Raw genomic sequence first — 23,792 nt, 5'->3', positions numbered from 1 at the left:
TTATAGCTGAGGGTTGTTTAGTTTACCATGTTATAGTAGAATAGTACAATTATGGCCAAGGTTAATATTGCCATTGTCAATAATGTTGCAATTACTACGAGGTGAAGATACAGGAATATATTTTATTGATTCAACAAAACTATCTATTTGTCATGCTAAGCGCACTTCTAGTAATAGAGTTTTTGGTAAAATTGCCAAAGTTGGGATGAGTAGTTATGGTTGGTTTATGGGATTTAAATTACATTTAATCATTAATCATAAAGCAGAGATTATAGCTGTTAAAATAACAAAAGCAAATAGAGCTGATTTATCTGTTCTTGAATCTATAACTCAGAAGATAACAGGTAAGGTATTTGGTGATAAAGCATATATTTGTAAAGAGTTATGGTTTAAACTCTATTCTAGAAATTTAAGAATGATAACTAATATTCGCAAGGATATGAAGAATTATTTACTAGAATTAGAAGATAAAGCTATGTTACGTAAACGATCATTAATTGAATCAGTATTTAATATACTAAAAAATAGAATGAACCTAGAGCATACAAGGCATAGATCTCCTGTTAATTTCTTGGTGCATATTCTAGCTTGTGTTACTTCTTATGCTATCACTAAATCTCGTATAAAACTTGATGCTTTAGCTCCAGAACAACTTCTCTTATCCTAAATTGGCGTTATAAGTATAGGTACTAAATAGATAATATTGAGATTATGAATATGTTTAACATTACTACATTGCCTGAAGAATATAAGCCGTCTAAAGACGAAGAATATATGTGTAAAAATCACTTAGAATATTTTAGGCAAAAACTTTTAAAGTGGAAAAATTCTTTACTAAGTGAATCTCAAGAAACTTTAAATCATCTAAAAGAAGAAAATTGGAATGAATCAGACCCTAATGATCGTGCTACTACTGAAACAGAAACTGCTTTCGAACTTCGTACTAGAGACAGATATCGCAAGTTATGCGAAAAAATAGAGCAAGCATTAAAGCGTATTGAAGAGGGTGAATATGGTTATTGTGAAGAAACAGGCGACCCTATAGGTATAAAAAGGTTAGAAGCACGACCAATAGCTACATTATGTATTGAAGCACAAATGCAGCATGAAAATTATGAAAAAAATCATTTAGACGAACCGCAGAGATAAGGGCGCTGTTTCAGTAAGTGTGTAAATTTCTAGGATAGGTTATAACTGAAGTTTTGACAAAAATTCTAATTTTTCTGACTAAAGTAAAAATTTGTATTTAAAGTTAAATAGTCTATCCGCCAAAAACACTTCAAATCCTGATCATTTGTAATGGGATAGAGTTTTGACAACAAATTGCTAAGATTTTCAATAAAAATTAATAAGTTATGTTAATTTTTACTGATACATTTCTGTGTTGGTCTAATTTTGATATGGAGCTATTGTTAACGATTTTTTATCGTTCATCTAGTTTTTGCATGATGATATTTTTGATTTATGTGGAGTTAGACACGATTTGTAAATGATTTGCAATGCATCGTAAATTCAAACCAATAGCAGAGATTATTGGATTGATAATATCTCCTATCATACCTTTCAAGAAGTTTCTACCCATCCGACCATATTGCTTTAAGTGACCTATTATTGGTTCTATGGCACTGCGTCTCTTGATCATAGACTTGTCCTCTTGTAACAACTTCTTCCGCGTTTTTGGGGTATATACCTCAGGAGTTTCGCACTTAGCAAATAATATGCTAATCTAGAGAAAAATAGTTTTAGATAAAAATGACAAGATCAAAATGTAGCAAAGATTTATATAAATCATTCTTACAAGCAAGTAGTGTAAGATATACTAGCAAAGCATTATCTGAAGTAAGTCCATTAGATCTATCGCACGATAGTGCAAGTCGATGGTTAAAGAGTAAGGATTTTCGCCCTAGCGAAATCTATAGCAAAGTGTCAAAATATATTGATCTGGAAGATCCTTGTTTATTAGTGGGAGATGACACCTTATTGTCAAAGCAATACAGTAAGAGGATCGAGCTTGTAAATTATCAATATTCTGGGGCTGTACATGATGTTATACCTGGTATAGGAATGGTAAACTTACTGCATTACAATACTCAAATTGATCAATCTACTCCTGTAGATTATAGAATATATGATAAAGAAACTGATGGTAAAACAAAGAACGAGCATTTTTGTGATATGCTTACTTTAGCTAAAGAAAGAGGTATCAAGCCTGATGCTATAGTTATGGATGCTTGGTATAGTGGTTTGGATAATTTAAAACATATACGTAATTTAGGTTGGATATGGGTTACCAACCTAAGAAAAAATAGAAAAGTTAATCGTAATGTTAGCTTGGAAACTTTAGAGATTCCCGATGAAGGGCTAAAAATTCACCTACGTGGATACGGTTGGGTTACGGTATTTAAGTTTGTGGCAAAAAATGGTCGCATTGATTACATAACAACTAATTTAGAGAATCCTACACGTGAGCAAATAGAGAAAATTGTTAAGGCGCGTTGGTCTATAGAAGTTTATCATCGAGAATTGAAACAAACTTGTGGTATTGAATGCTGTCAGGCACGCACGGGTCGAGCTCAAAGAAATCATATTTGCCTTGCTGTATTGGCCTGGCTTGATATGAACAAAAGGAGGATAAATGAAAACATTACTTTATATCAACAAACTTGGGAAGTTATAAAAACATCAATTCAGAACAACATTAAATGGCTTCTAACTAATACACAATTTTGCTAAGTGCGAAACTCCTGTACCTTACTCTTCTCCTTTACATTGCTACCACTATACCCAAGATCAACAAATGATTTCTTTATCTTGATTCCAGTGACACTCTCTACTGCTTCAAAGCTCTGATGCAATGTATGACCATCATAAGGATTATTATGAAACGATTTTGCGGATAAAACAAAATTTCTACGACCACTTACTACTAACGCTACTTTATTGCCAAACTCATATGGCTTGTTGCGTTTTCCCTTTCCTATACACTCTACTTCAGGGGCATGAAAACTATATAATACTTTGTTATCTTCTTTATATTGCTTTTTAGCTTCTCTTTTTAAAACAGATTGGTTATGTATTTGTTTTATTTTTTGCAATACTTCTTGATTTTTGAGAGACAAGTTTAATTGCTTATTTTTGATCTCACGCTCACATACTCTAATCAAACGACCCAGTAATATTTTTAAATGCTTCATTATTTTCCAACGCTTCTTGGCTTTACTATGTTCTTTATATTTCCATAGCTTTACTATATCGCGTTTATAGGTTCTAGCGTATGTTTCATTCAAATGTATACCCAAACTGTTGCAAAGCTTTACTATGCTAAGCCTAGCTTTATCCATTAAATAAACATCGTGTGGGTGTTTGATATTCTTAATTTGTACAGTCGTATCAGCGATGATTAATTCCAAATCTTTTTTTTTAATTGTGTTAGTTTTTATCCCAACCCTGATCAACTCCGATAATATCTCATTATATCCAGCTTCACCTAATACACTACGAAACCGTCGTATACTAGTTTCCGAGATAGCTATGTCTTTTTCTATATATTCCCACCCGCAGAAATACTGCCAATACATATTCTCTTTTAGCTCTTCCTCTGATAATGAATCTGAAAAATTATACATTGCTTGTAGCATCGTTATGCCAAGCATCACTCTATGACATTTTCTATTTCTACCAAATTTCTTAATACAAACATTTTTTGATAACCACTCTTCGAGCCTAGACCAATTTATTAATTCTCTTAATTTATATAGCTTATTATTTGGGTTTAATTCTTCTTTTAATTTATAACCAAACAGTTTCCCTTGTTCTTGCGATTTGATAATGTTGTCTATTGGCATTGACTGAAATCCATAAGGTTTATGACCATATTTTATCATTTTCTTACGGATTGTTGTATTACTTCTTGTCTTAAAACCATATTATCTATAAGGCTTGTAGAGTTTTGGCGGACGGACTAAATATTTAGTGCTTTTATCAGTTTAAAAGCGATATTTCTACAATTTAAAGTAAATTATTTGATATATAATACAAATTATAGATTGATACACCCGCCACTTTTTTTAATGATGCTCCTCGCAGCAGAGCTGCGAGGTATCTATCCAAAAAGCTTTAACTGTTTTTGTTGAAATGCTTTATAAGAAGGTTTGCCTGAACCTTGATTCTGTACATAATTACGTAATTTCTGCTCATCACCATGTTTACCTACTGTGCTCATAAAATATCCTTTACTCCAAAACTCACTTCCCCATAATTTTTCTTTAAGATTTGGATATTTCTCAAACATTTTCTTAGAAGTAATACTTTTTATGATTTGAGTTATTGTTGTTGGGCTATACATTGGTATTGACTGTAATAAAAAATGTACGTGATCTTTATCTACTCCTATTTCTAAAAATCTAATTTCATAACGATCTTCTATGTGCTCACAAATTTTACACAAATAATCATCTAGTTCTTGATTGAATATTACTCTTCTATACTTTGCCGGCGTTACTAAATGATATATTAGTACTGTGACATTATGACTCTTATGTATATAACTGCTTTCTTCCATTCAAGTAGTATATCACGAAGCAGAGCTTCGGGGAATTAAACCCTGAGAGATTAAAAAAAGTGGCGAGTGTATCAATCTATAATTTGTATTATATATCAAATAATTGATGAACGAACATTAGAATTACCCATGACGAATATTAAAATTACCCATTTTTGAGTAAAAAATATTGTCTAAAGTGTTACATTATTATCCTCCGATTTTATAGTTAATTTTTTGCCTTTAGCTGTAGCGATTCTATAACTTTCAGTATTGAGTTCAAGAATTGAAGAATGGTGAACCAATCTGTCAATAACTGCTGACGTAGTCATTTCATCTTTAAAAATAGTATTCCATTTTGCAAAAACTAAATTGCTAGTAATTAATACACTACGCATTTCATAACGTTCAGCTAATAAGGTAAATAAAACATCAGTTTCTTCACGATTATATGGTACATATGATATATCATCAATTATCAATATTTCAAAATATATAATGGACTAATGGTATGGACCTCCTGATATAGAGAATGAAAAGCAGTTGCTAATCTTCTAGGGTTAATATTTAACATATTAAAACAACAATTAAAGAGGTCCATATGGAGGTTACTACAATTGGTATAGATATTGCAAAAAGAATTTTTCAAATTCATGGTGTAGATAAAAATGGCAAGACAGTATTAAAGAAAAAATTGATGAGAGATCAGGTTTTGACATTTATGGCTAATTTACCACAATGTTTAGTAGGGATGGAAGCTTGTGGTGGTTCTAGTTATTGGGCAAGAGAAATAACTAAATTAGGGCATGAAGTAAAACTAATGGCACCGCAATTTGTCAAACCATATGTTAAAACTAATAAAAATGATCAAGCAGATGCTGAAGCGATATGTGAAGCCGTGACAAGACCTAATATGAGATTTGTTGCAATTAAAACTATAGAGCAACAAGAAATTTTATCAATACATAGGGTAAGAGAGAGATTGGTAAAAAATCGTACAGCACTTGCTAATGAAATTAGGGGGCTACTACATGAGTTTGGTTTTATTGTTCCTCAAGGCATTAATAAGGTTATCACAAAATTAATCTCTCAGGGTTTAATTCCCCGAAGCTCTGCTTCGTGATATCATAAGAAACAACTAAAACTTTTTTAGATACCTCGTAGCTCTGCTGCGAGGAGCATCATTTGAGATTTTAGATGCAGGGAAATTAAGCCAGTTAAGTTATCTGTAGAAGTCAAGATTTGATCTTACAGACACTATAAATTTCGTACCTGATTGTCAGTTAAATTTTGACTGTCAGATACATATTCAAGATACAAGATTTCATTATTCTTTTCAACAGCTAATTTCTTACTATCCTTAAAAGTTTGCATAGGAGTTTTACCATAACAATATTTACCAGAATGAGGTCTTTCATTATTGAAATACTCTAGCCAGATATCAAGATCTAATTGTAGGTCATCAAGATTTGTATAAATCTTTTTCCGCATAGCTGTATCAAAGAATTCTTGTTTCATTGTTTTATTAAAACGCTCACACATACCGTTTGTTTGAGGAGAATATGCTTTAGTAGTAGTATGCTCTATACCTTCGATACTTAGAAATAATTCAAAAGCATGATGCTCTATATTCCCCTTATATTCTGACCCACGATCTGTAAGAATACGAAGTATTGGTATCCCTTGAGTCTCATACCATGGTAACACTCGGTCATTAAGCATATCAGCAGCAGTTAAAGCTGTTTTATCAGTATATAGTTTAACATCAGCTACTCTGCTGTAGCTATCAATAAATACCTGAGAATAAACCTTACCTATACCCTTAAAGTTGCCTACATAATATGTATCTTGGCATCCTAGATACCCTGGATGCTGTGTCTCAATTTCTCCATGAGCTTCTTTTTCATTACGACGCTTCTCTAGCACTTGTAATTGTGCCTCAGTAAGCACAATACCATCTTGAGCCATTTTTGCTTCTAATGCTTTAAGTCTTTTACTGATGTTGTTTAAATCATTACGTAACCAAATTGATCTTACTCCCCCAGGTGATACAAGTACACCAGTTTTTTTAAGCTCATTTGATACTCTTAGCTGACCATATGCTGGATATTCTATTGCCATATCTAGTACTGCTTTCTCTACAGCAGGATCAACTCTATTCGCTATTATTGGCTTTCTTCGACTAATTTCATACAACGCTTCTTCGCCACCAGTTTCATACAGTTCTTTAAATCTGTAATAACTATCTCTACTATATCCCATCGCTTTACATGCTGATGATATACTACCAAGGCTCTTAGCTAATTCAAGTAAACCTAATTTTGGTTTTATTATTTTTTGATTTAAGTTCATTCTTTATCTCCATTTAATAATTAATTTATTTTACTAAATGTAAGATATAATCTTGTATCTTAGTATTGTCTTTAGTAAACAACTATAAGATACTTAAGGGCACTTAAGTAAGAAGACTAATATGCCGTATTAAATCTTAGGGCTATGTAACCCTGTAGTTGAGATCAAACAATTAGTCTTCACATACTCATTAAAGATCGGACGGTATTCTTAGGTCTTGAAATTAATCAATGAACCTGTATTTACAAGGTTGATCTTTGGGTATTCTACTTATTATTAACATAGAAGGTCAAATATGAGTAGCATTATTTTGGGTATAGATATTTCTAAAGCAACATTTGACGTAGCTTTATTAAATGATAATAAAATCAAAACCAAAAAGTTTAATAATACTGCAAAAGGCTTTGCTGCACTAAAACAATGGTTAGAAAAAAAGGGAATAGATACTGCTCACGCTTGTATGGAATCAACAGGTGGTTACGAAGTTAGGTTAGCTCAATATCTTTATGATAATACATTTAAAGTTAGTGTCGTAAATCCAGCTCGCATCAAGGGCTTTGCAATGAGCAAGCTTTCAAGAGTTAAAACTGACAAATCTGATTGTGAATTGATAGCTTCTTTTTGCAAGGCTATGCAACCTGATCTTTGGCAACCAACCCCTATACATATTAAAGAATTACAACAATGGGTAAGACGCTTGGATAGTTTGATTGCTAATAAAAATCAAGAAAATAATAGATTGAGCGGAGCAAGTAAAGCAGTTGCCATTAACATTATGATTCATATTGAATTTCTGGATAAGCAAATTAAGGAAGTAGAAGAACTTATCTCTAATCATATTAAAGGACACAAAGACTTACATGATAAAAGTAAACTTCTTGATTCAATCCCTGGTATAGGAGAAAAAACAATAGGAGTGATACTTGCTTTTCTTGTTGTAGAAAATTTTAATTCTGCAAAACAACTAGCTGCGTTTGTTGGTCTTAACCCAAAGCCAAAACAATCAGGCACTTCTGTCCATGGAATAGGAAAAATATCAAAAACAGGAGATGCTAATTTACGTAAAGCTTTTTATATGCCTGCCATAGTTGCTATAAAACATAATCCGATTATTAAGGATTTTAGTCAACGTTTGAGCAATGTTGGAAAATCTAAAATGGTTATAGTGATTGCTGCTATGCGTAAGTTGCTTCACATAATTTATGGTGTTCTTAATAACAAAACATCTTTTAGTGCAAATATAAAAACCCTGTAAAATAAAATTGAGGTAAAATAATGAAAAAGTTGTTGACACTCAAGACGGTATCTCAACTATTACAATTTAATGTTGTTCTGAATTGATGTTTTTATAACTTCCCAAGTTTGTTGATATAAAGTAATGTTTTCATTTATCCTCCTTTTGTTCATATCAAGCCAGGCCAATACAGCAAGGCAAATATGATTTCTTTGAGCTCGACCCGTGCGTGCCTGACAGCATTCAATACCACAAGTTTGTTTCAATTCTCGATGATAAACTTCTATAGACCAACGCGCCTTAACAATTTTCTCTATTTGCTCACGTGTAGGATTCTCTAAATTAGTTGTTATGTAATCAATGCGACCATTTTTTGCCACAAACTTAAATACCGTAACCCAACCGTATCCACGTAGGTGAATTTTTAGCCCTTCATCGGGAATCTCTAAAGTTTCCAAGCTAACATTACGATTAACTTTTCTATTTTTTCTTAGGTTGGTAACCCATATCCAACCTAAATTACGTATATGTTTTAAATTATCCAAACCACTATACCAAGCATCCATAACTATAGCATCAGGCTTGATACCTCTTTCTTTAGCTAAAGTAAGCATATCACAAAAATGCTCGTTCTTTGTTTTACCATCAGTTTCTTTATCATATATTCTATAATCTACAGGAGTAGATTGATCAATTTGAGTATTGTAATGCAGTAAGTTTACCATTCCTATACCAGGTATAACATCATGTACAGCCCCAGAATATTGATAATTTACAAGCTCGATCCTCTTACTGTATTGCTTTGACAATAAGGTGTCATCTCCCACTAATAAACAAGGATCTTCCAGATCAATATATTTTGACACTTTGCTATAGATTTCGCTAGGGCGAAAATCCTTACTCTTTAACCATCGACTTGCACTATCGTGCGATAGATCTAATGGACTTACTTCAGATAATGCTTTGCTAGTATATCTTACACTACTTGCTTGTAAGAATGATTTATATAAATCTTTGCTACATTCTGATCTTGTCATTTTTATCTAAAACTATTTTTCTCTAGATTAGCATATTATTTGCTAAGTGCGAAACTCCTGTGAATATCAAGAACAAATAAATCATTTACAAGAGCAAAATGATGAACTTGCTAAAGCTCTTGGTAGAATCACAGTTGAGAGGGACTGGGCCGTGGGAAAGCTCAAAAGCTTGGATTTATCAAATAAAAAGAGTCTTGTACACTCCAAGCTAAATCAACTCTCAAAATCAAGACAGTGTCAGGAGTTTCGCACTTAGCAAAATTGTGTATTAGTTAGAAGCCATTTAATGTTGTTCTGAATTGATGTTTTTATAACTTCCCAAGTTTGTTGATATAAAGTAATGTTTTCATTTATCCTCCTTTTGTTCATATCAAGCCAGGCCAATACAGCAAGGCAAATATGATTTCTTTGAGCTCGACCCGTGCGTGCCTGACAGCATTCAATACCACAAGTTTGTTTCAATTCTCGATGATAAACTTCTATAGACCAACGCGCCTTAACAATTTTCTCTATTTGCTCACGTGTAGGATTCTCTAAATTAGTTGTTATGTAATCAATGCGACCATTTTTTGCCACAAACTTAAATACCGTAACCCAACCGTATCCACGTAGGTGAATTTTTAGCCCTTCATCGGGAATCTCTAAAGTTTCCAAGCTAACATTACGATTAACTTTTCTATTTTTTCTTAGGTTGGTAACCCATATCCAACCTAAATTACGTATATGTTTTAAATTATCCAAACCACTATACCAAGCATCCATAACTATAGCATCAGGCTTGATATAGCTAACACGGAAATGTTTCTACCACATATTAGGAAAAACTTAGGCATTGATCAATAATTTTATGTAAACAGTTTTTAAAGTTAGTCCAGCAATGTTTAATAGTATTTAGATCTGGTGAATATGTGAGTAAATACAAAAACTATGGTAAAAACCTTTTCGCGTTAGCTATACCTCTTTCTTTAGCTAAAGTAAGCATATCACGAAAATGCTCGTTCTTTGTTTTACCATCAGTTTCTTTATCATATATTCTATAATCTACAGGAGTAGATTGATCAATTTGAGTATTGTAATGCAGTAAGTTTACCATTCCTATACCAGGTATAACATCATGTACAGCCCCAGAATATTGATAATTTACAAGCTCGATCCTCTTACTGTATTGCTTTGACAATAAGGTGTCATCTCCCACTAATAAACAAGGATCTTCCAGATCAATATATTTTGACACTTTGCTATAGATTTCGCTAGGGCGAAAATCCTTACTCTTTAACCATCGACTTGCACTATCGTGCGATAGATCTAATGGACTTACTTCAGATAATGCTTTGCTAGTATATCTTACACTACTTGCTTGTAAGAATGATTTATATAAATCTTTGCTACATTTTGATCTTGTCATTTTTATCTAAAACTATTTTTCTCTAGATTAGCATATTATTTGCTAAGTGCGAAACTCCTGAGTGTGAACTATTAAAGATTAGTCGATCTACAGCCTACTATAAATCCAAGGAGATGAGTATAAATAAATTAAGTATTTTAAATAGAATAGATGAAATATATACAGATAATCCTGAATTTGGTTATCGCTATATTCATCAACAGTTACTAGAAGATGGTTTTATTGTCGGTAAAGATCGAGTACTGAAATATATGAGGATGATGGGTATAGAAGCTATTTACCCACATAAGAAAAAATCTACTTCTCGAAACGATAGTGAGCATAAGATCTATAGCTACTTACTTGATCAATATTGGACTAAATCTGGCTCAACAAAGCAAGTGTATGTGCCTAATGTGAATGAGGTTTGGAGTGGTGACATTACTTACATTAGAACTAATGGTGGCTTTATGTATATGGCAGCTATTATAGATTGGCATAGCAAGGCCATATTGAGCTATAAACTGTCAAATTCTATGGATGCATCTCTTGTAACTGATGTCTTGAAACAAGCTCTCAGTAAGTATAACGCTCCACAGATATTTAATAGTGATCAAGGTAGCCAATATACCAGTTATGACCACATAAATATTCTCAAGGAGCATGATATCCAAATTTCAATGAATGGCAAAGGTAGAAGTATTGATAATATAGTAATAGAAAGGTTTTTTAGAACTTTAAAATATAATTGTATCTTTATTAATGATTTTAACAATGTTAAAGAGTTAAAAGAGGGGATTGATCATTATCTGAATAAATATAATTATCACAGATTTCATTCAAGTATTGGTTATAAAAAGCCTATGAATGTATATCTGAATTATATGCAAAATTATCAGCAAATTGCTGCCTGATAATCGAAAAATTAGGAAAACATACTACTCATTTTTTTGTCTTGATTTTTCATGTATGGACCTCCTGTAGAATGCAAGAAAAAAATAACATCAATAATAAAAACAAACAAATGCAGTCATGTATCCGGCTTATAGCTGATAAATCAACCTAATTTATTCTACAGCCCTGATGGAATTCGCTGGCTTACAAACTATATACTTATCAGTCCATCGGCTTCTAAAAGAGCCACTGAAAAACGCAGTTTTTTTGTAAGCTAAGGTTTGTCTTATTTACCATCAATATTAATTATCTCAAGCATATTTCGGGTTGGAATCTCTTACATATTGTTTTGCTTTTACCTATTCATTATATAGTCTATCCGCCAAAAACACTTCAAATCCTGATCATTTGTAATGGGATAGAGTTTTGACAACAAATTGCTAAGATTTTCAATAAAAATTAATAAGTTATGTTAATTTTTACTGATACATTTCTGTGTTGGTCTAATTTTGATATGGAGCTATTGTTAACGATTTTTTATCGTTCATCTAGTTTTTGCATGATGATATTTTTGATTTATGTGGAGTTAGACACGATTTGTAAATGATTTGCAATGCATCGTAAATTCAAACCAATAGCAGAGATTATTGGATTGATAATATCTCCTATCATACCTTTCAAGAAGTTTCTACCCATCCGACCATATTGCTTTAAGTGACCTATTATTGGTTCTATGGCACTGCGTCTCTTGATCATAGACTTGTCCTCTTGTAACAACTTCTTCCGCGTTTTTGGGGTATATACCTTACTCTTCTCCTTTACATTGCTACCACTATACCCAAGATCAACAAATGATTTCTTTATCTTGATTCCAGTGACACTCTCTACTGCTTCAAAGCTCTGATGCAATGTATGACCATCATAAGGATTATTATGAAACGATTTTGCGGATAAAACAAAATTTCTACGACCACTTACTACTACCGCTACTTTATTGCCAAACTCATATGGCTTGTTGCGTTTTCCCTTTCCTATACACTCTACTTCAGGGGCATGAAAACTATATAATACTTTGTTATCTTCTTTATATTGCTTTTTAGCTTCTCTTTTTAAAACAGATTGGTTATGTATTTGTTTTATTTTTTGCAATACTTCTTGATTTTTGAGAGACAAGTTTAATTGCTTATTTTTGATCTCACGCTCACATACTCTAATCAAACGACCCAGTAATATTTTTAAATGCTTCATTATTTTCCAACGCTTCTTGGCTTTACTATGTTCTTTATATTTCCATAGCTTTACTATATCGCGTTTATAGGTTCTAGCGTATGTTTCATTCAAATGTATACCCAAACTGTTGCAAAGCTTTACTATGCTAAGCCTAGCTTTATCCATTAAATAAACATCGTGTGGGTGTTTGATATTCTTAATTTGTACAGTCGTATCAGCGATGATTAATTCCAAATCTTTTTTTTTAATTGTGTTAGTTTTTATCCCAACCCTGATCAACTCCGATAATATCTCATTATATCCAGCTTCACCTAATACACTACGAAACCGTCGTATACTAGTTTCCGAGATAGCTATGTCTTTTTCTATATATTCCCACCCGCAGAAATACTGCCAATACATATTCTCTTTTAGCTCTTCCTCTGATAATGAATCTGAAAAATTATACATTGCTTGTAGCATCGTTATGCCAAGCATCACTCTATGACATTTTCTATTTCTACCAAATTTCTTAATACAAACATTTTTTGATAACCACTCTTCGAGCCTAGACCAATTTATTAATTCTCTTAATTTATATAGCTTATTATTTGGGTTTAATTCTTCTTTTAATTTATAACCAAACAGTTTCCCTTGTTCTTGCGATTTGATAATGTTGTCTATTGGCATTGACTGAAATCCATAAGGTTTATGACCATATTTTATCATTTTCTTACGGATTGTTGTATTACTTCTTGTCTTAAAACCATATTATCTATAAGGCTTGTAGAGTTTTGGCGGACGGACTATATAAATCACCATTTATTTTACTTATAAGTGCTATGCTACACACTCTTTAGCTACAAACTTTACTCTCTACATAATCATCTCCTGATCTTAGTACAGCAAACACCACTCTTGCCAACTTATTAGCTATGGCAACTGTCGTTTTATTATGGCTACTTCGCTCAGATAAATTAAACATCCATTTCGTAAATTGGCTAAAATCTTTTTTAGATTTCTGTTCTTCCGATGTAAATCTTATCTTGGCATTTAGTACGGCTTTGTTGCATAAATAAGATTTGTAGAGCAAGAGTGGTGATAATCTGGTAAGATGTCCTGAATTAAAAATAATCCAGATTATATGAGATCTCGGAAGAAAGCCCCTTTTAGTAAATCACGCAAGTATTCTAAATATAAAATAACGAATTGGTCAGAATATAATAATTTTTTACGCAATAGGGGTCGCATAGATTTTATGATTGCCAGTGATTTGGCGATTGGCTGGTATGCTGATTACAGAGAGGAAATGAAACGAGGAAGACCTAGACGCTATAGTGATCACGCTATATTACAGTGTTTGAAGATCAGATGCTTATTCGGTCTTAAGTTACGCCAAACCCAAGGCTTTATAAACTGGCTCTTTGAAATATCGGGTTTATCTATTAGATGTCCAGACTATACAACATTAAGTAAGCGTATGAAGTCATTAGATCTTAGGTATTTACATGGAAATCAAGATAAAGAATTTAGTTGTATTTCAATGGATAGTACAGGGATACAAGCCTACACAGGGAACGAATGGCTAGAAAATAAGCATGGTAAGCAATATAAGCGTCGCATATGGAAAAAGCTACATATCGTTATAGAAGATCAAGGTATGATACTTGCCGATAGTACCACAGAGCATACTATAGATGATAGATCACAGATTGGACTACTAATAGCTAATGTCAGAGCCAAGGATTTTCTGGGAGATCGAGGGTATGACGGTGAATCTACATATCAATTGTTGAGAAAGAAGAAGATAAAACCAGTTATTAGACCCCCAAACTCTTCAGTAAAAGTTCAATCGCTTAGGGATAAAACTGAGAGAGATGCAGCTGTTATATATCAACAAAACAAAGGATACCAAGCATGGAGGGTAAAGAATAATTATGGTAGAAGGGAGCGTGTAGAGAACACGTTCTTTCGATTTAAAACTTCTTTTGGTAGTAAGTTTCTATCAAGACATGATCAAAATATGACAAAAGAAATGTCTATTAAATGCCACTTATTAAACAAAATGTTTGAAATTGGTAAACCTATCTCTGTGCCTGTTGGCTAGGCTAGCATTGCGGGGTTAGGGGCAGTATATTCAAAAGCTTATTTATGCAACAAAGCCCTGCTGCGAGGAGCATCATTTTAGTAAATTTGACCATTCAGGATCGGACGCATCACCAGGAGTTTGGATTTCTCGCTCGTTATGACCAGTCAAGTCAATTGCATAAATTCTATTTTTACCGGAAGATTTGCCGTTTGATGGCCCACCCTTAGCAAACATAATAACCCGTCCATTAGGCGACCAACAAGGGCTTTCAACTAAATAACCACTTGCTATTACTCTTTCACTATTTTCATCATCTTGCGGATATGGCGTCATAACACCGATATGAAAAGTTTTACCTTCTGAACCTCTAATAATTTTAGTAAATGCTATATAATCCCCTCGAGGCGACCAGCTGGGAGCCATATAAGAACCACCACCGAAACTAATACGCTGGACATTGCTACCATCAGAATTCATTATATACAGTTGAGGCACACCATTTCTATCAGAATTAAAAACAATTCTGCGTCCGTCCGGTGAGTAGCTTGGGGAAGTATTAATGCCAAAACCATCAGTTAGTTTATGAAGCCTTTTGGTTGCAAGGTCAATTTCATAAATATGAGTTGAGCCGTTCTTAGCTATGGACATTACAGCTTTTCTACCATCAGGTGCAAATCTTGGAGCAAAGGATATTCCAGCAAAATCACCAACTATGCTTTCTTTACCTGTTTTTAAATCCTTTTCATAAACAAGAGTACGTCTTTTAGTAGCATAGGAAACATAAAAAATCTTATCTGCTGAACCAGAAAACCTTGGAGTTAAAACTAACGATTTACCATCGGTAATATATCGGTTATTAGCACCATCATAATCCATTAAAGCAATTCTTTTTACTTTTTTTAAATCAGGACCGCTTTCAGCTACATATATTATCTTACTATCAAAATAACCAGTATCACCTGTGATTTTTTCATAGATTTTATCAGCAATTTTATGGGCTGCTCTTCGCCATAAATTTTCAGGCAGTTCAAGTACTTCACCGCCGAGCTGTTTTTCAAGTAATGTATCCCATAATATAAAACTGATTCTAAGCTTACCATTTTCAAGCTTTTTTACTGCCCCATTAACTAATAAACTAGCATTAATTTGACGCCATGCCGCAAAAAGCGGTTTATATCCAATACCAGTTTTTTCTTCTATAAAAGAAGCAGAAGAAATAGGACGAAACAACCCACAAAGCTTTAAATCATTAGATATAACTTTCACTATTTCATGACCTACTGTATTATCCGAAGCAGAATCAGCCTCAAAATTATTCACCGCTATCGGAGTTGGGTCAGCCGTTCCATATTCAATATTGATTGTCTCAATAGCATAGCTATTAAAACTAAAAAATAGTAAAACAAAATATATAATGTTTTTCACTAAATTACTCCTTTGTGTGGTGGCGTCACCTCGTGGCTAGGATTGCCCTCATGGATCGAAAAACGCCCTAAGGTTAGCCATCCCGTGATTTATTGGCTCTGTCTCATCAATTGTGTAAATTTCGTGAACCATTAAATCCTACCATCAAATTTGATCATAAAATGAGCCATAGCTTCATTCCAATTGGGGGATAGGCATAGACCATTTTTTGGTAATATAATCAATTGTCAGATATAAAACCTTAAATACTGCGTCATCATTTGGAAAGATGCGTTTATTCTTAGTAACTTTTCTCAATTGGCTATTCAGCGATTCTATCGCATTTGTAGTGTAAATAATCTTACGAATCTCCTTTGGATATTGCAAGAAAATTATCAAATTATCCCAATTATTATACCAAGATTTAGCTATATGCGGATATTGCTTACTCCATTTTTGATCAAATGACTCAAGAGCTAATTCTGCTTCTTTTTCAGTAGCAGAAGTATAGATTAGTTTCAAATCCGCTGCTAATTGCTTTCTATCTTTATATGATACATATTTGAGGCTATTCCTGATCTGATGGACAATACAAATTTGATGTTCAGTTTTCGGATATACTGATGCAATAGCATCAGACATACCAGTTAGATTATCACTACAAGCAATTAAGATATCTTTTACTCCTCGATTCTTCATTTCAGTAAAATTACCAAGCCAAAATTTAGCTCCTTCATTCTCACTTATCCATAAGCCTAAAATATCCTTTCTGCCAGATAAATCTATTCCTAAAGCTACATATACTGATTTATTAATAATAAGTTTATCTTGTCTTACTTTCACTACTAAACAGTCAAAATATACTATAGGGTATACTGATTCAAGAGGTCTACTCTGCCAAATCTTGACCTCATCTATTACTTCATCTGTAATCCTGCTGATTAGGCTCTCACTGATCTCAGCTCCATATAATTCTTGCAATTGTGTTTTAATATCAGACACACTCATACCCTTCGCATATAAGGATATTATCTTTTGGTCTAAGCCATCTATTCTTGTTTGTTTCTTTGAGACTATTATAGGTTCAAATTTACCTTGTCTGTCTCTTGGAACATTTAGCTCTATAGTACCATTCTCACTAATCAGATTCTTACTAAAACTACCATTCCTCGCATTCTCAGTTTCAGCTCTATCATACTTGCTATAACCTAAATGTTCTGACATCTCAGCATGCAGTGCTCGCTCTAAAATACCCTTGGTTAATTCCTTAATGTCCCCCTTCGGGGATCAAAAATCCCTCGCCTTTAGGCGAAGGGAAGATATAATGAAATTGCTTTAGCAATGAATTTATATCAAGAAATATGAGAAGTTATAGAAAGAATAGTCATAGTCAGTATGATTTAAAAGTGCATCTTATATGGATACCAAAATATAGGAAGAGAATATTGATAGGCAAAGTATCGGAAAGGACTAGAGATTTACTGAGGCAGATTTGCATGGAACATGAAGTACATATAATTTCAGGGAAAATATCATGTGATCACGTACATATGTTTATCTCATATAAGCCGCAAATATCTCTTAGCAAGTTAGTACAGTATTTAAAAGGCATTAGCTCAAGAATTTTATTGCAAGAATTTACTCATTTACGAAAACAATTTTGGGGCAATCATTTGTGGGCTAGGGGCTATATGGCAGTCAGTTCAGGTAATATAACTGATGAAATGATACAGCACTATATTGATGAACAGGAAGGTGAACCTGTGAATGATGATCGATTTCTAATCGATTCCACTTTATAACCCCTCAGCTTATAGCTGAGGGTTGTTTAGTTAATCCATTCTGACTTAGTAACCTGAATTCTGGATTAATCTAGGTTTGGAAGTAAGTATTTACAAGGGATAGAAGATACTCTATATAATTTTTAGCAAAAAAACAAGAGTATCCCCATGAAGAAAGATATTACTGCATTATTTTGTTTTGTCGATGATTTTTGTAAAATTAGCGAGCAGTGGATTAATAAATCATTTCTACCATTAATTAACAGGAGATCTATGCCTTGTATGCTCTAGGTTCATTCTATTTTTTAGTATATTAAATACTGATTCAATTAATGATCGTTTACGTAACATAGCTTTATCTTCTAATTCTAGTAAATAATTCTTCATATCCTTGCGAATATTAGTTATCATTCTTAAATTTCTAGAATAGAGTTTAAACCATAACTCTTTACAAATATATGCTTTATCACCAAATACCTTACCTGTTATCTTCTGAGTTATAGATTCAAGAACAGATAAATCAGCTCTATTTGCTTTTGTTATTTTAACAGCTATAATCTCTGCTTTATGATTAATGATTAAATGTAATTTAAATCCCATAAACCAACCATAACTACTCATCCCAACTTTGGCAATTTTACCAAAAACTCTATTACTAGAAGTGCGCTTAGCATGACAAATAGATAGTTTTGTTGAATCAATAAAATATATTCCTGTATCTTCACCTCGTAGTAATTGCAACATTATTGACAATGGCAATATTAACCTTGGCCATAATTGTACTATTCTACTATAACATGGTAAATTAAAGTAACCCTTATATTTATGCGGTAAGTAGTATAAATAATAGTTTTTAAAGTCCTTGCAAGGCGATAGATAAAAATATATGACTATTGTCATCAATTCTGCAAGACTTAATTTTCCTATTCTATGCCTTTGCTGATTTGTTGATAATAGACGGTGTTCTATCCATTCTTCATATATTTTACAAAAATTAGCTACTAAATAATATACAGTTATGATACATCTTTTCATGTTGAGTTACTGATCTTTTATTAAAAAAATCTATCATAACTCAACATTAATCTCCTTTAAACCCTTTCTCTATAAGCTTTCTATCTATCCCTTATCCTAAATTAGCGTTCTCAGGGTTTAATTCCCCGAAGCTCTGCTTCGTGATATCATAAGAAACAACTAAAACTTTTTTAGATACCTCGTAGCTCTGCTGCGAGGAGCATCATTATACTAAAAAATAGAATGAACCTAGAGCATACAAGGCATGGCTTTGTTGCATAAATAAGCTTTTGAATATACTGCCCCTAACCCCGCAATGCTAGCCTAGCCAACAGGCACAGAGATAGGTTTACCAATTTCAAACATTTTGTTTAATAAGTGGCATTTAATAGACATTTCTTTTGTCATATTTTGATCATGTCTTGATAGAAACTTACTACCAAAAGAAGTTTTAAATCGAAAGAACGTGTTCTCTACACGCTCCCTTCTACCATAATTATTCTTTACCCTCCATGCTTGGTATCCTTTGTTTTGTTGATATATAACAGCTGCATCTCTCTCAGTTTTATCCCTAAGCGATTGAACTTTTACTGAAGAGTTTGGGGGTCTAATAACTGGTTTTATCTTCTTCTTTCTCAACAATTGATATGTAGATTCACCGTCATACCCTCGATCTCCCAGAAAATCCTTGGCTCTGACATTAGCTATTAGTAGTCCAATCTGTGATCTATCATCTATAGTATGCTCTGTGGTACTATCGGCAAGTATCATACCTTGATCTTCTATAACGATATGTAGCTTTTTCCATATGCGACGCTTATATTGCTTACCATGCTTATTTTCTAGCCATTCGTTCCCTGTGTAGGCTTGTATCCCTGTACTATCCATTGAAATACAACTAAATTCTTTATCTTGATTTCCATGTAAATACCTAAGATCTAATGACTTCATACGCTTACTTAATGTTGTATAGTCTGGACATCTAATAGATAAACCCGATATTTCAAAGAGCCAGTTTATAAAGCCTTGGGTTTGGCGTAACTTAAGACCGAATAAGCATCTGATCTTCAAACACTGTAATATAGCGTGATCACTATAGCGTCTAGGTCTTCCTCGTTTCATTTCCTCTCTGTAATCAGCATACCAGCCAATCGCCAAATCACTGGCAATCATAAAATCTATGCGACCCCTATTGCGTAAAAAATTATTATATTCTGACCAATTCGTTATTTTATATTTAGAATACTTGCGTGATTTACTAAAAGGGGCTTTCTTCCGAGATCTCATATAATCTGGATTATTTTTTAATTCAGGACATCTTACCAGATTATCACCACTCTTGCTCTACAAATTTTATTTATGCAACAAAGCCGCAGTGCTCGCTCTAAAATACCCTTGGTTAATTCCTTAATCTCTCAGGGTTTAATTCCCCGAAGCTCTGCTTCGTGATATCATAAGAAACAACTAAAACTTTTTTAGATACCTCGTAGCTCTGCTGCGAGGAGCATCATTTAATCCATTCTGACTTAGTACTGTTTTTAAATCTACTCCGCCTTCTATCAGCAAATCTATTGCTTCATTTATTTTTTTATTCTTCTCTATTTGCATTTCTGTTACCTATATTTTTAATTACTTCTAATATAGGCTCAACAAAAATTTACACAATCATTGCAAAAGACTCCACCATTGAGTTAATCTTCTCTATCAATGGTTTTTGCCATGGAGAATAAGGATTGCAAAAATATACTTTTCGTTCAGATTTTGGCAATAGTTGTTCATGATTGGTAAATTCTTTGCCATTATCTAACGTTATGCTTTTGATTATATGCGACAATTGTTTAAGTTTTTTATTCATGTTACCAATCACATCTTGTGTTCTTTTTGAACGGTTTAAAGTGAGAAACACTTTTTGTGTTCTGATATCCACAAGAGCGCCTATATTACGACTTTGATTACCTTTGTTAAAAGTTAAATCACCTTCTAAATGACCTATTGCTGCTATCTTTCTATTTATCTCTGGTCTTTCAGTAATGGAAACTCGATTTGGTATTGTAATTCTTTTGTTTCTGATTCTTGTACCATGATGCAACCTATTTTTCCTTTTTCTTGCTAAAGATAAATATAATTTTTGCCTTTGTGCTATAGGAGATGTATAAATAAACTGGTATATACTCTCTGTAGAAATATTGACAGTATCTCGTGATAGTTTACGTCTACCTGAAATTATATCTGGTGAAATACCCTGTGTTAACTGCTTTATTATTTCTGCTCGTAAATTATTATCAATATCTCATTTTCTTTTTCTCTTACCTTGCCTTAAACTGCAAGCAAGTGTGTTAGCCCTATCTGGTCTATAATTATGCCTCATTCTCTTGAGTTCATAACATATAGTGCTTTTATCACGGCCAATCTTTGTCCCTATATATCGCGAGCTATAACCACTCTTATTCATTTCGTATATTTTAAATCTTTCATCTATCGTTAAATGAGCCATGATATATCTATATTTAAATGATGCTCCTCGCAGCAGAGCTACGAGGTATCTAAAAAAGTTTTAGTTGTTTCTTATGATATCACGAAGCAGAGCTTCGGGGAATTAAACCCTGAGAGATTAATTATAGAACTTTCCTCTGACAATTGATTATATTACCAAAAAATGGTCTATGCCTATCCCCAATTGGAATGAAGCTATGGCTCATTTTATGATCAAATTTGATGGTAGGATTTAATGGCTCACGAAATTTACACAATTGATGAAACAGAGCCTAATTGCATACTGTATGAAACCTAACAAACCTGTATATCTCAAAATTAGCTAATCCAGAATTCAGGTATCAATATTCTCTTCCTATATTTTGGTATCCATATAAGATGCACTTTTAAATCATACTGACTATGACTATTCTTTCTATAACTTCTCATATTTCTTGATATAAATTCATTGCTAAAGCAATTTCATTATATCTTCCCTTCGCCTAAAGGCGAGGGATTTTTGATCCCCGAAGGGGGACATTAATCCATTCTGACTTAGTACTGTTTTTAAATCTACTCCGCCTTCTATCAGCAAATCTATTGCTTCATTTATTTTTTTATTCTTCTCTATTTGCATTTCTGTTACCTATATTTTTAATTACTTCTAATATAGGCTCAACAAAAATTTACACAATCATTGCCAAAGACTCTTTACCTATTGAATGATTCTACCGCAATAAATTGATGCTTATTATTTATTGCATAAATATTGCTAGCATAGAAAAAATAAAAAACTATAAATATAAAATATTTTGTAAAATTTAACATTTTTATTATTGTACTTTATTAATGATAGGGGTTTTAACTCCTCTTAAAAATTCTTCAGTATTTAAGACTTTTTTACCCTCTTGTTGAAGTTTTTTTATCGTTAATATTCCTTTTCCACAAGCTATTTCTAATTTTTTGTTAATAATTGTCCCCGGAGTAAAATTATGTTCTTCATCTGAATATTCTGCTTCAAGAATTTTGATCGTTTTATCATTATATTTAAAATATACTCCTGGCCATGGATTCATACCTCGAACTTTGCAATTAATAGCATAGGCAGAATCTTGCCAATTAACTCTACCCTCTTCTTTAGTTAATTTATGAGCGTAAGTAACACCCTCATTAGATTGAGGTTTCGGCACTATCTTATCGATATTTGCAAGCGTTTTAATTAACAGTTCTGCACCCAAACTAGCACATTTATCATGAAGCTCTTGTAAGGTTATCCTATCTTCTAACTCAAAATCCTCTTTCATCAATATATCACCCGTATCAAGCCCTGCATCCATCTGCATAATACATACACTGCTTGTTTTATCGCCCTCTATAATAGTACGCTGTAAGGGAGCTGCTCCTCTATGACGAGGTAAATCAGACGGATGAATATTAAGGCAACCATATTTCTTAGCATCTAAAATATTTTGCGGAATGATAAAACCATATGCAATAACGACTATTATGTCAGCATCAATATTATTAATTAGGTTTGCAGCTTCTTCATTACGAAGCGTTGTAGGAGTATAGACAGGAATTTGAGCCTCATCAGCTAATTGATGTATAGGAGATTTAGTTTCACTAAGCCCCCTACCCTTAGCTTTAGGCGGTTGCGTAAAAGCTGCAACAACTTTATGATTTGAACTTATTAATTTGGTAAGAGCAGGAACAACGAACTCAGGCGTCCCCATGAATATTATCTTCACACTATATTTTTTTTGAGTTTCTTAAGCTTACGAAGAGCTATATCGCGTTTCATACTACTTAGATAATCGATCATTAGCTTTCCTTCCAAATGATCATACTCATGTTGAATTACTCTTGCAAGCCAATCATTAGCTTCAAGTTCTTGCGGTTTGTTATGATAATCTAAATATCTGATTTTTATAGATTCTGATCTTGCTATCTCATAACGTTGTTCAGGTACTGAGATACATCCTTCATTAGCTATAACAAGCTCTCCTGATTTTTCTATTATTTCAGGATTTACTATAAATAACGGATAAAAATCTTTTGGTCTTTTAATCGGATCATGATCTTTTATATCAATTACCATGATACGTTTTAGTACCCCAACCTGCACAGCAGCAAGTCCTCCTCCATCTTCATGGTACATAGTCTCGACCATATCATCCATAAATTTTCGGATTTGGTCATTAACCTCTGGAACGGCTTGAGATTTTTGTTTTAACCTTTCATCAGGTGCTGTAACGATAGGCAGTATTGACATATTTTTTCATCTAATATTTAATCAATTATATCACAAAACCCTTAAAATGTAAAGAATACAAACTACTGAAGTTTTGACAAAATCCTTTCCATAAGGAGAAATGTATTCCA

At 33.0% G+C, this 23,792-nt stretch carries 20 protein-coding genes and 10 pseudogenes; 10 read left to right on the top strand and 20 right to left on the bottom strand.

Translation table 11 applies throughout. The features are described 5' to 3' along the window. Positions 1–10 precede the first annotated feature (10 nt). Together AAHI98_RS05285 and dksA are read left to right on the top strand one after the other, a co-directional pair. Positions 11–667 (top strand): annotated as a pseudogene (locus AAHI98_RS05285) (IS982 family transposase); the annotation flags it as partial. Positions 668–717: 50 nt separating this feature from the next. Further along, on the top strand, positions 718–1,149 hold the full coding sequence (gene dksA, locus AAHI98_RS05280; RefSeq protein ID WP_342225240.1) for an RNA polymerase-binding protein DksA: 432 nt from the start codon (positions 718–720) through the stop codon (positions 1,147–1,149). 313 nt (positions 1,150–1,462) lie between these two features. Here dksA and AAHI98_RS05275 read toward each other — a convergent pair whose 3' ends face one another. Further along, positions 1,463–1,663 carry a hypothetical protein gene (locus tag AAHI98_RS05275; RefSeq protein WP_342224789.1) on the bottom strand — a complete coding sequence of 67 codons (201 nt, stop codon included), beginning with the start codon at positions 1,661–1,663 and terminating at the stop codon, positions 1,463–1,465. Between the two features lie 89 nt (positions 1,664–1,752). On the opposite strand from AAHI98_RS05275, the gene AAHI98_RS05270 reads away from it, so the two are divergent. Next, positions 1,753–2,733, top strand: a complete 981-nt coding sequence (locus AAHI98_RS05270; protein WP_342224656.1) for an IS701 family transposase — start codon at positions 1,753–1,755, stop codon at positions 2,731–2,733. Here the strand turns inward: AAHI98_RS05270 and AAHI98_RS05265 are convergent. From AAHI98_RS05265 to AAHI98_RS05255, 3 genes are all read right to left on the bottom strand, one after another. Then, a complete protein-coding gene (locus AAHI98_RS05265; RefSeq protein WP_342225239.1) occupies positions 2,730–3,884 on the bottom strand; it encodes an IS5 family transposase in 1,155 nt (384 codons plus the stop codon). The two genes, AAHI98_RS05270 and AAHI98_RS05265, sit on opposite strands and share 4 nt — an antisense overlap. Positions 3,885–4,102: 218 nt before the next feature. Further along, a complete protein-coding gene (tnpA, locus tag AAHI98_RS05260) occupies positions 4,103–4,561 on the bottom strand; it encodes an IS200/IS605 family transposase (protein ID WP_342225238.1) in 459 nt (152 codons plus the stop codon). 173 nt (positions 4,562–4,734) lie between these two features. Further along, the gene (locus tag AAHI98_RS05255; RefSeq protein ID WP_342225237.1) at positions 4,735–5,022 is read right to left on the bottom strand and encodes an ATP-binding protein; all 288 of its coding nucleotides are present in this window, start codon (positions 5,020–5,022) and stop codon (positions 4,735–4,737) included. Between the two features lie 119 nt (positions 5,023–5,141). Here AAHI98_RS05255 and AAHI98_RS05250 point away from each other — a divergent pair. Next, positions 5,142–5,612 (top strand): annotated as a pseudogene (locus tag AAHI98_RS05250) (IS110 family RNA-guided transposase); the annotation flags it as partial. 185 nt (positions 5,613–5,797) lie between these two features. On the opposite strand, the gene AAHI98_RS05245 reads toward AAHI98_RS05250, so the two are convergent. Beyond that, the gene (locus AAHI98_RS05245) at positions 5,798–6,892 is read right to left on the bottom strand and encodes an IS481 family transposase (protein WP_342225236.1); all 1,095 of its coding nucleotides are present in this window, start codon (positions 6,890–6,892) and stop codon (positions 5,798–5,800) included. Positions 6,893–7,187: 295 nt separating this feature from the next. Here AAHI98_RS05245 and AAHI98_RS05240 point away from each other — a divergent pair, with 295 nt between their 5' ends. Further along, positions 7,188–8,147, top strand: a complete 960-nt coding sequence (locus AAHI98_RS05240; RefSeq protein ID WP_342224639.1) for a transposase — start codon at positions 7,188–7,190, stop codon at positions 8,145–8,147. A gap of 59 nt (positions 8,148–8,206) precedes the next feature. Here the strand turns inward: AAHI98_RS05240 and AAHI98_RS05235 are convergent, their stop codons facing one another. After that, positions 8,207–9,163 (bottom strand): IS701 family transposase, encoded by a 957-nt coding sequence (locus AAHI98_RS05235; RefSeq protein ID WP_342225235.1) that lies wholly within the window; start codon positions 9,161–9,163, stop codon positions 8,207–8,209. A 91-nt stretch (positions 9,164–9,254) separates the two neighbouring features. Between AAHI98_RS05235 and AAHI98_RS05230 the strand changes: the two are divergent. Next, positions 9,255–9,404 (top strand): annotated as a pseudogene (locus tag AAHI98_RS05230) (IS3 family transposase); the annotation flags it as partial. An 11-nt stretch (positions 9,405–9,415) separates the two neighbouring features. On the opposite strand, the pseudogene AAHI98_RS05225 reads toward AAHI98_RS05230, so the two are convergent. Continuing rightward, positions 9,416–9,940: pseudogene (locus AAHI98_RS05225) on the bottom strand (transposase); the annotation flags it as partial. 175 nt (positions 9,941–10,115) lie between these two features. Continuing rightward, positions 10,116–10,568: pseudogene (locus tag AAHI98_RS05220) on the bottom strand (IS701 family transposase); the annotation flags it as partial. A 26-nt stretch (positions 10,569–10,594) separates the two neighbouring features. Here AAHI98_RS05220 and AAHI98_RS05215 point away from each other — a divergent pair. Beyond that, positions 10,595–11,461 carry an IS3 family transposase gene (locus AAHI98_RS05215; RefSeq protein ID WP_342225384.1) on the top strand — a complete coding sequence of 289 codons (867 nt, stop codon included), beginning with the start codon at positions 10,595–10,597 and terminating at the stop codon, positions 11,459–11,461. Between the two features lie 556 nt (positions 11,462–12,017). On the opposite strand, the gene AAHI98_RS05210 is transcribed toward AAHI98_RS05215, so the two are convergent. Together AAHI98_RS05210 and AAHI98_RS05205 are read right to left on the bottom strand one after the other, a co-directional pair. Continuing rightward, entirely contained in the window at positions 12,018–13,379 is a 1,362-nt protein-coding gene (locus AAHI98_RS05210) for an IS5 family transposase (RefSeq protein WP_342224717.1), read from the bottom strand. A 127-nt stretch (positions 13,380–13,506) separates the two neighbouring features. Next, on the bottom strand, positions 13,507–13,743 hold the full coding sequence (locus AAHI98_RS05205) for a hypothetical protein (protein WP_342225232.1): 237 nt from the start codon (positions 13,741–13,743) through the stop codon (positions 13,507–13,509). Between the two features lie 51 nt (positions 13,744–13,794). Between AAHI98_RS05205 and AAHI98_RS05200 the strand changes: the two genes are divergently transcribed. Continuing rightward, entirely contained in the window at positions 13,795–14,757 is a 963-nt protein-coding gene (locus AAHI98_RS05200) for an IS5 family transposase (RefSeq protein WP_342224734.1), read from the top strand. A 72-nt stretch (positions 14,758–14,829) separates the two neighbouring features. Here the strand turns inward: AAHI98_RS05200 and tolB are convergent, their stop codons facing one another. Together tolB and AAHI98_RS05190 are read right to left on the bottom strand one after the other, a co-directional pair. Continuing rightward, a complete protein-coding gene (tolB, locus tag AAHI98_RS05195) occupies positions 14,830–16,164 on the bottom strand; it encodes a Tol-Pal system beta propeller repeat protein TolB (protein ID WP_342225231.1) in 1,335 nt (444 codons plus the stop codon). A 131-nt stretch (positions 16,165–16,295) separates the two neighbouring features. Next, positions 16,296–17,424 (bottom strand): annotated as a pseudogene (locus AAHI98_RS05190) (IS256 family transposase); the annotation flags it as partial. An 80-nt stretch (positions 17,425–17,504) separates the two neighbouring features. Between AAHI98_RS05190 and tnpA (AAHI98_RS05185) the strand changes: the two are divergent. Both tnpA (AAHI98_RS05185) and AAHI98_RS18520 read left to right on the top strand, forming a co-directional pair. Beyond that, positions 17,505–17,945 (top strand): IS200/IS605 family transposase, encoded by a 441-nt coding sequence (gene tnpA / locus AAHI98_RS05185; protein ID WP_095568239.1) that lies wholly within the window; start codon positions 17,505–17,507, stop codon positions 17,943–17,945. Positions 17,946–18,092: 147 nt separating this feature from the next. Continuing rightward, positions 18,093–18,191 (top strand): annotated as a pseudogene (locus AAHI98_RS18520) (IS982 family transposase); the annotation flags it as partial. Here AAHI98_RS18520 and AAHI98_RS05180 read toward each other — a convergent pair. From AAHI98_RS05180 to def, 8 genes and pseudogenes are all read right to left on the bottom strand, one after another. Then, positions 18,183–18,959 (bottom strand): annotated as a pseudogene (locus AAHI98_RS05180) (IS982 family transposase); the annotation flags it as partial. The pseudogenes AAHI98_RS18520 and AAHI98_RS05180 overlap by 9 nt on opposite strands. Positions 18,960–19,262: 303 nt before the next feature. Further along, positions 19,263–20,225: an IS5 family transposase gene (locus AAHI98_RS05175; protein ID WP_342224734.1), complete on the bottom strand. Its 963-nt coding sequence runs from the start codon at positions 20,223–20,225 to the stop codon at positions 19,263–19,265. 177 nt (positions 20,226–20,402) lie between these two features. Further along, entirely contained in the window at positions 20,403–20,546 is a 144-nt protein-coding gene (locus tag AAHI98_RS05170) for a hypothetical protein (protein ID WP_342225229.1), read from the bottom strand. Between the two features lie 73 nt (positions 20,547–20,619). Then, a pseudogene (locus AAHI98_RS05165) lies at positions 20,620–21,432 on the bottom strand (IS30 family transposase); the annotation flags it as partial. Between the two features lie 338 nt (positions 21,433–21,770). Next, positions 21,771–21,860 (bottom strand): annotated as a pseudogene (locus AAHI98_RS18515) (IS200/IS605 family transposase); the annotation flags it as partial. Positions 21,861–21,882: 22 nt separating this feature from the next. Next, positions 21,883–22,047 carry a hypothetical protein gene (locus tag AAHI98_RS05155; protein WP_342225228.1) on the bottom strand — a complete coding sequence of 55 codons (165 nt, stop codon included), beginning with the start codon at positions 22,045–22,047 and terminating at the stop codon, positions 21,883–21,885. 196 nt (positions 22,048–22,243) lie between these two features. Next, complete coding sequence (fmt, locus tag AAHI98_RS05150; protein ID WP_342225227.1) at positions 22,244–23,158, bottom strand: methionyl-tRNA formyltransferase; 915 nt, start codon at positions 23,156–23,158, stop codon at positions 22,244–22,246. Next, on the bottom strand, positions 23,155–23,682 hold the full coding sequence (def, locus tag AAHI98_RS05145; RefSeq protein WP_342225226.1) for a peptide deformylase: 528 nt from the start codon (positions 23,680–23,682) through the stop codon (positions 23,155–23,157). Before def ends, fmt begins: the two co-directional genes overlap by 4 nt. Positions 23,683–23,792 lie beyond the last annotated feature (110 nt).

The sequence above is a fragment of the Rickettsia endosymbiont of Urophora cardui genome, assembly GCF_964030725.1.
In the GTDB taxonomy this organism is placed as follows: domain Bacteria; phylum Pseudomonadota; class Alphaproteobacteria; order Rickettsiales; family Rickettsiaceae; genus Rickettsia.
The sequence above is the reverse complement of the archived record's forward strand: the minus strand, read 5'-3'. Positions and strand labels throughout refer to the sequence as shown.

Excerpts from the sequence above, each read along its gene's own strand:
- AAHI98_RS05235 (WP_342225235.1), bottom strand. The coding sequence starts at position 9,163 with ATGACAAGATCAGAATGTAGCAAAGATTTATATAAATCATTCTTACAA.
- AAHI98_RS05245 (WP_342225236.1), bottom strand. The coding sequence starts at position 6,892 with ATGAACTTAAATCAAAAAATAATAAAACCAAAATTAGGTTTACTTGAA.
- AAHI98_RS05200 (WP_342224734.1), top strand. The coding sequence starts at position 13,795 with ATGAGATCTCGGAAGAAAGCCCCTTTTAGTAAATCACGCAAGTATTCT.
- AAHI98_RS05210 (WP_342224717.1), bottom strand. The coding sequence starts at position 13,379 with ATGATAAAATATGGTCATAAACCTTATGGATTTCAGTCAATGCCAATA.
- AAHI98_RS05240 (WP_342224639.1), top strand. The coding sequence starts at position 7,188 with ATGAGTAGCATTATTTTGGGTATAGATATTTCTAAAGCAACATTTGAC.
- tnpA (WP_095568239.1), top strand. The coding sequence starts at position 17,505 with ATGAGAAGTTATAGAAAGAATAGTCATAGTCAGTATGATTTAAAAGTG.
- AAHI98_RS05175 (WP_342224734.1), bottom strand. The coding sequence starts at position 20,225 with ATGAGATCTCGGAAGAAAGCCCCTTTTAGTAAATCACGCAAGTATTCT.
- tnpA (WP_342225238.1), bottom strand. The coding sequence starts at position 4,561 with ATGGAAGAAAGCAGTTATATACATAAGAGTCATAATGTCACAGTACTA.
- def (WP_342225226.1), bottom strand. The coding sequence starts at position 23,682 with ATGTCAATACTGCCTATCGTTACAGCACCTGATGAAAGGTTAAAACAA.
- dksA (WP_342225240.1), top strand. The coding sequence starts at position 718 with ATGTTTAACATTACTACATTGCCTGAAGAATATAAGCCGTCTAAAGAC.
- AAHI98_RS05155 (WP_342225228.1), bottom strand. The coding sequence starts at position 22,047 with ATGCAAATAGAGAAGAATAAAAAAATAAATGAAGCAATAGATTTGCTG.
- AAHI98_RS05170 (WP_342225229.1), bottom strand. The coding sequence starts at position 20,546 with ATGCAAATAGAGAAGAATAAAAAAATAAATGAAGCAATAGATTTGCTG.
- AAHI98_RS05270 (WP_342224656.1), top strand. The coding sequence starts at position 1,753 with ATGACAAGATCAAAATGTAGCAAAGATTTATATAAATCATTCTTACAA.
- AAHI98_RS05265 (WP_342225239.1), bottom strand. The coding sequence starts at position 3,884 with ATGATAAAATATGGTCATAAACCTTATGGATTTCAGTCAATGCCAATA.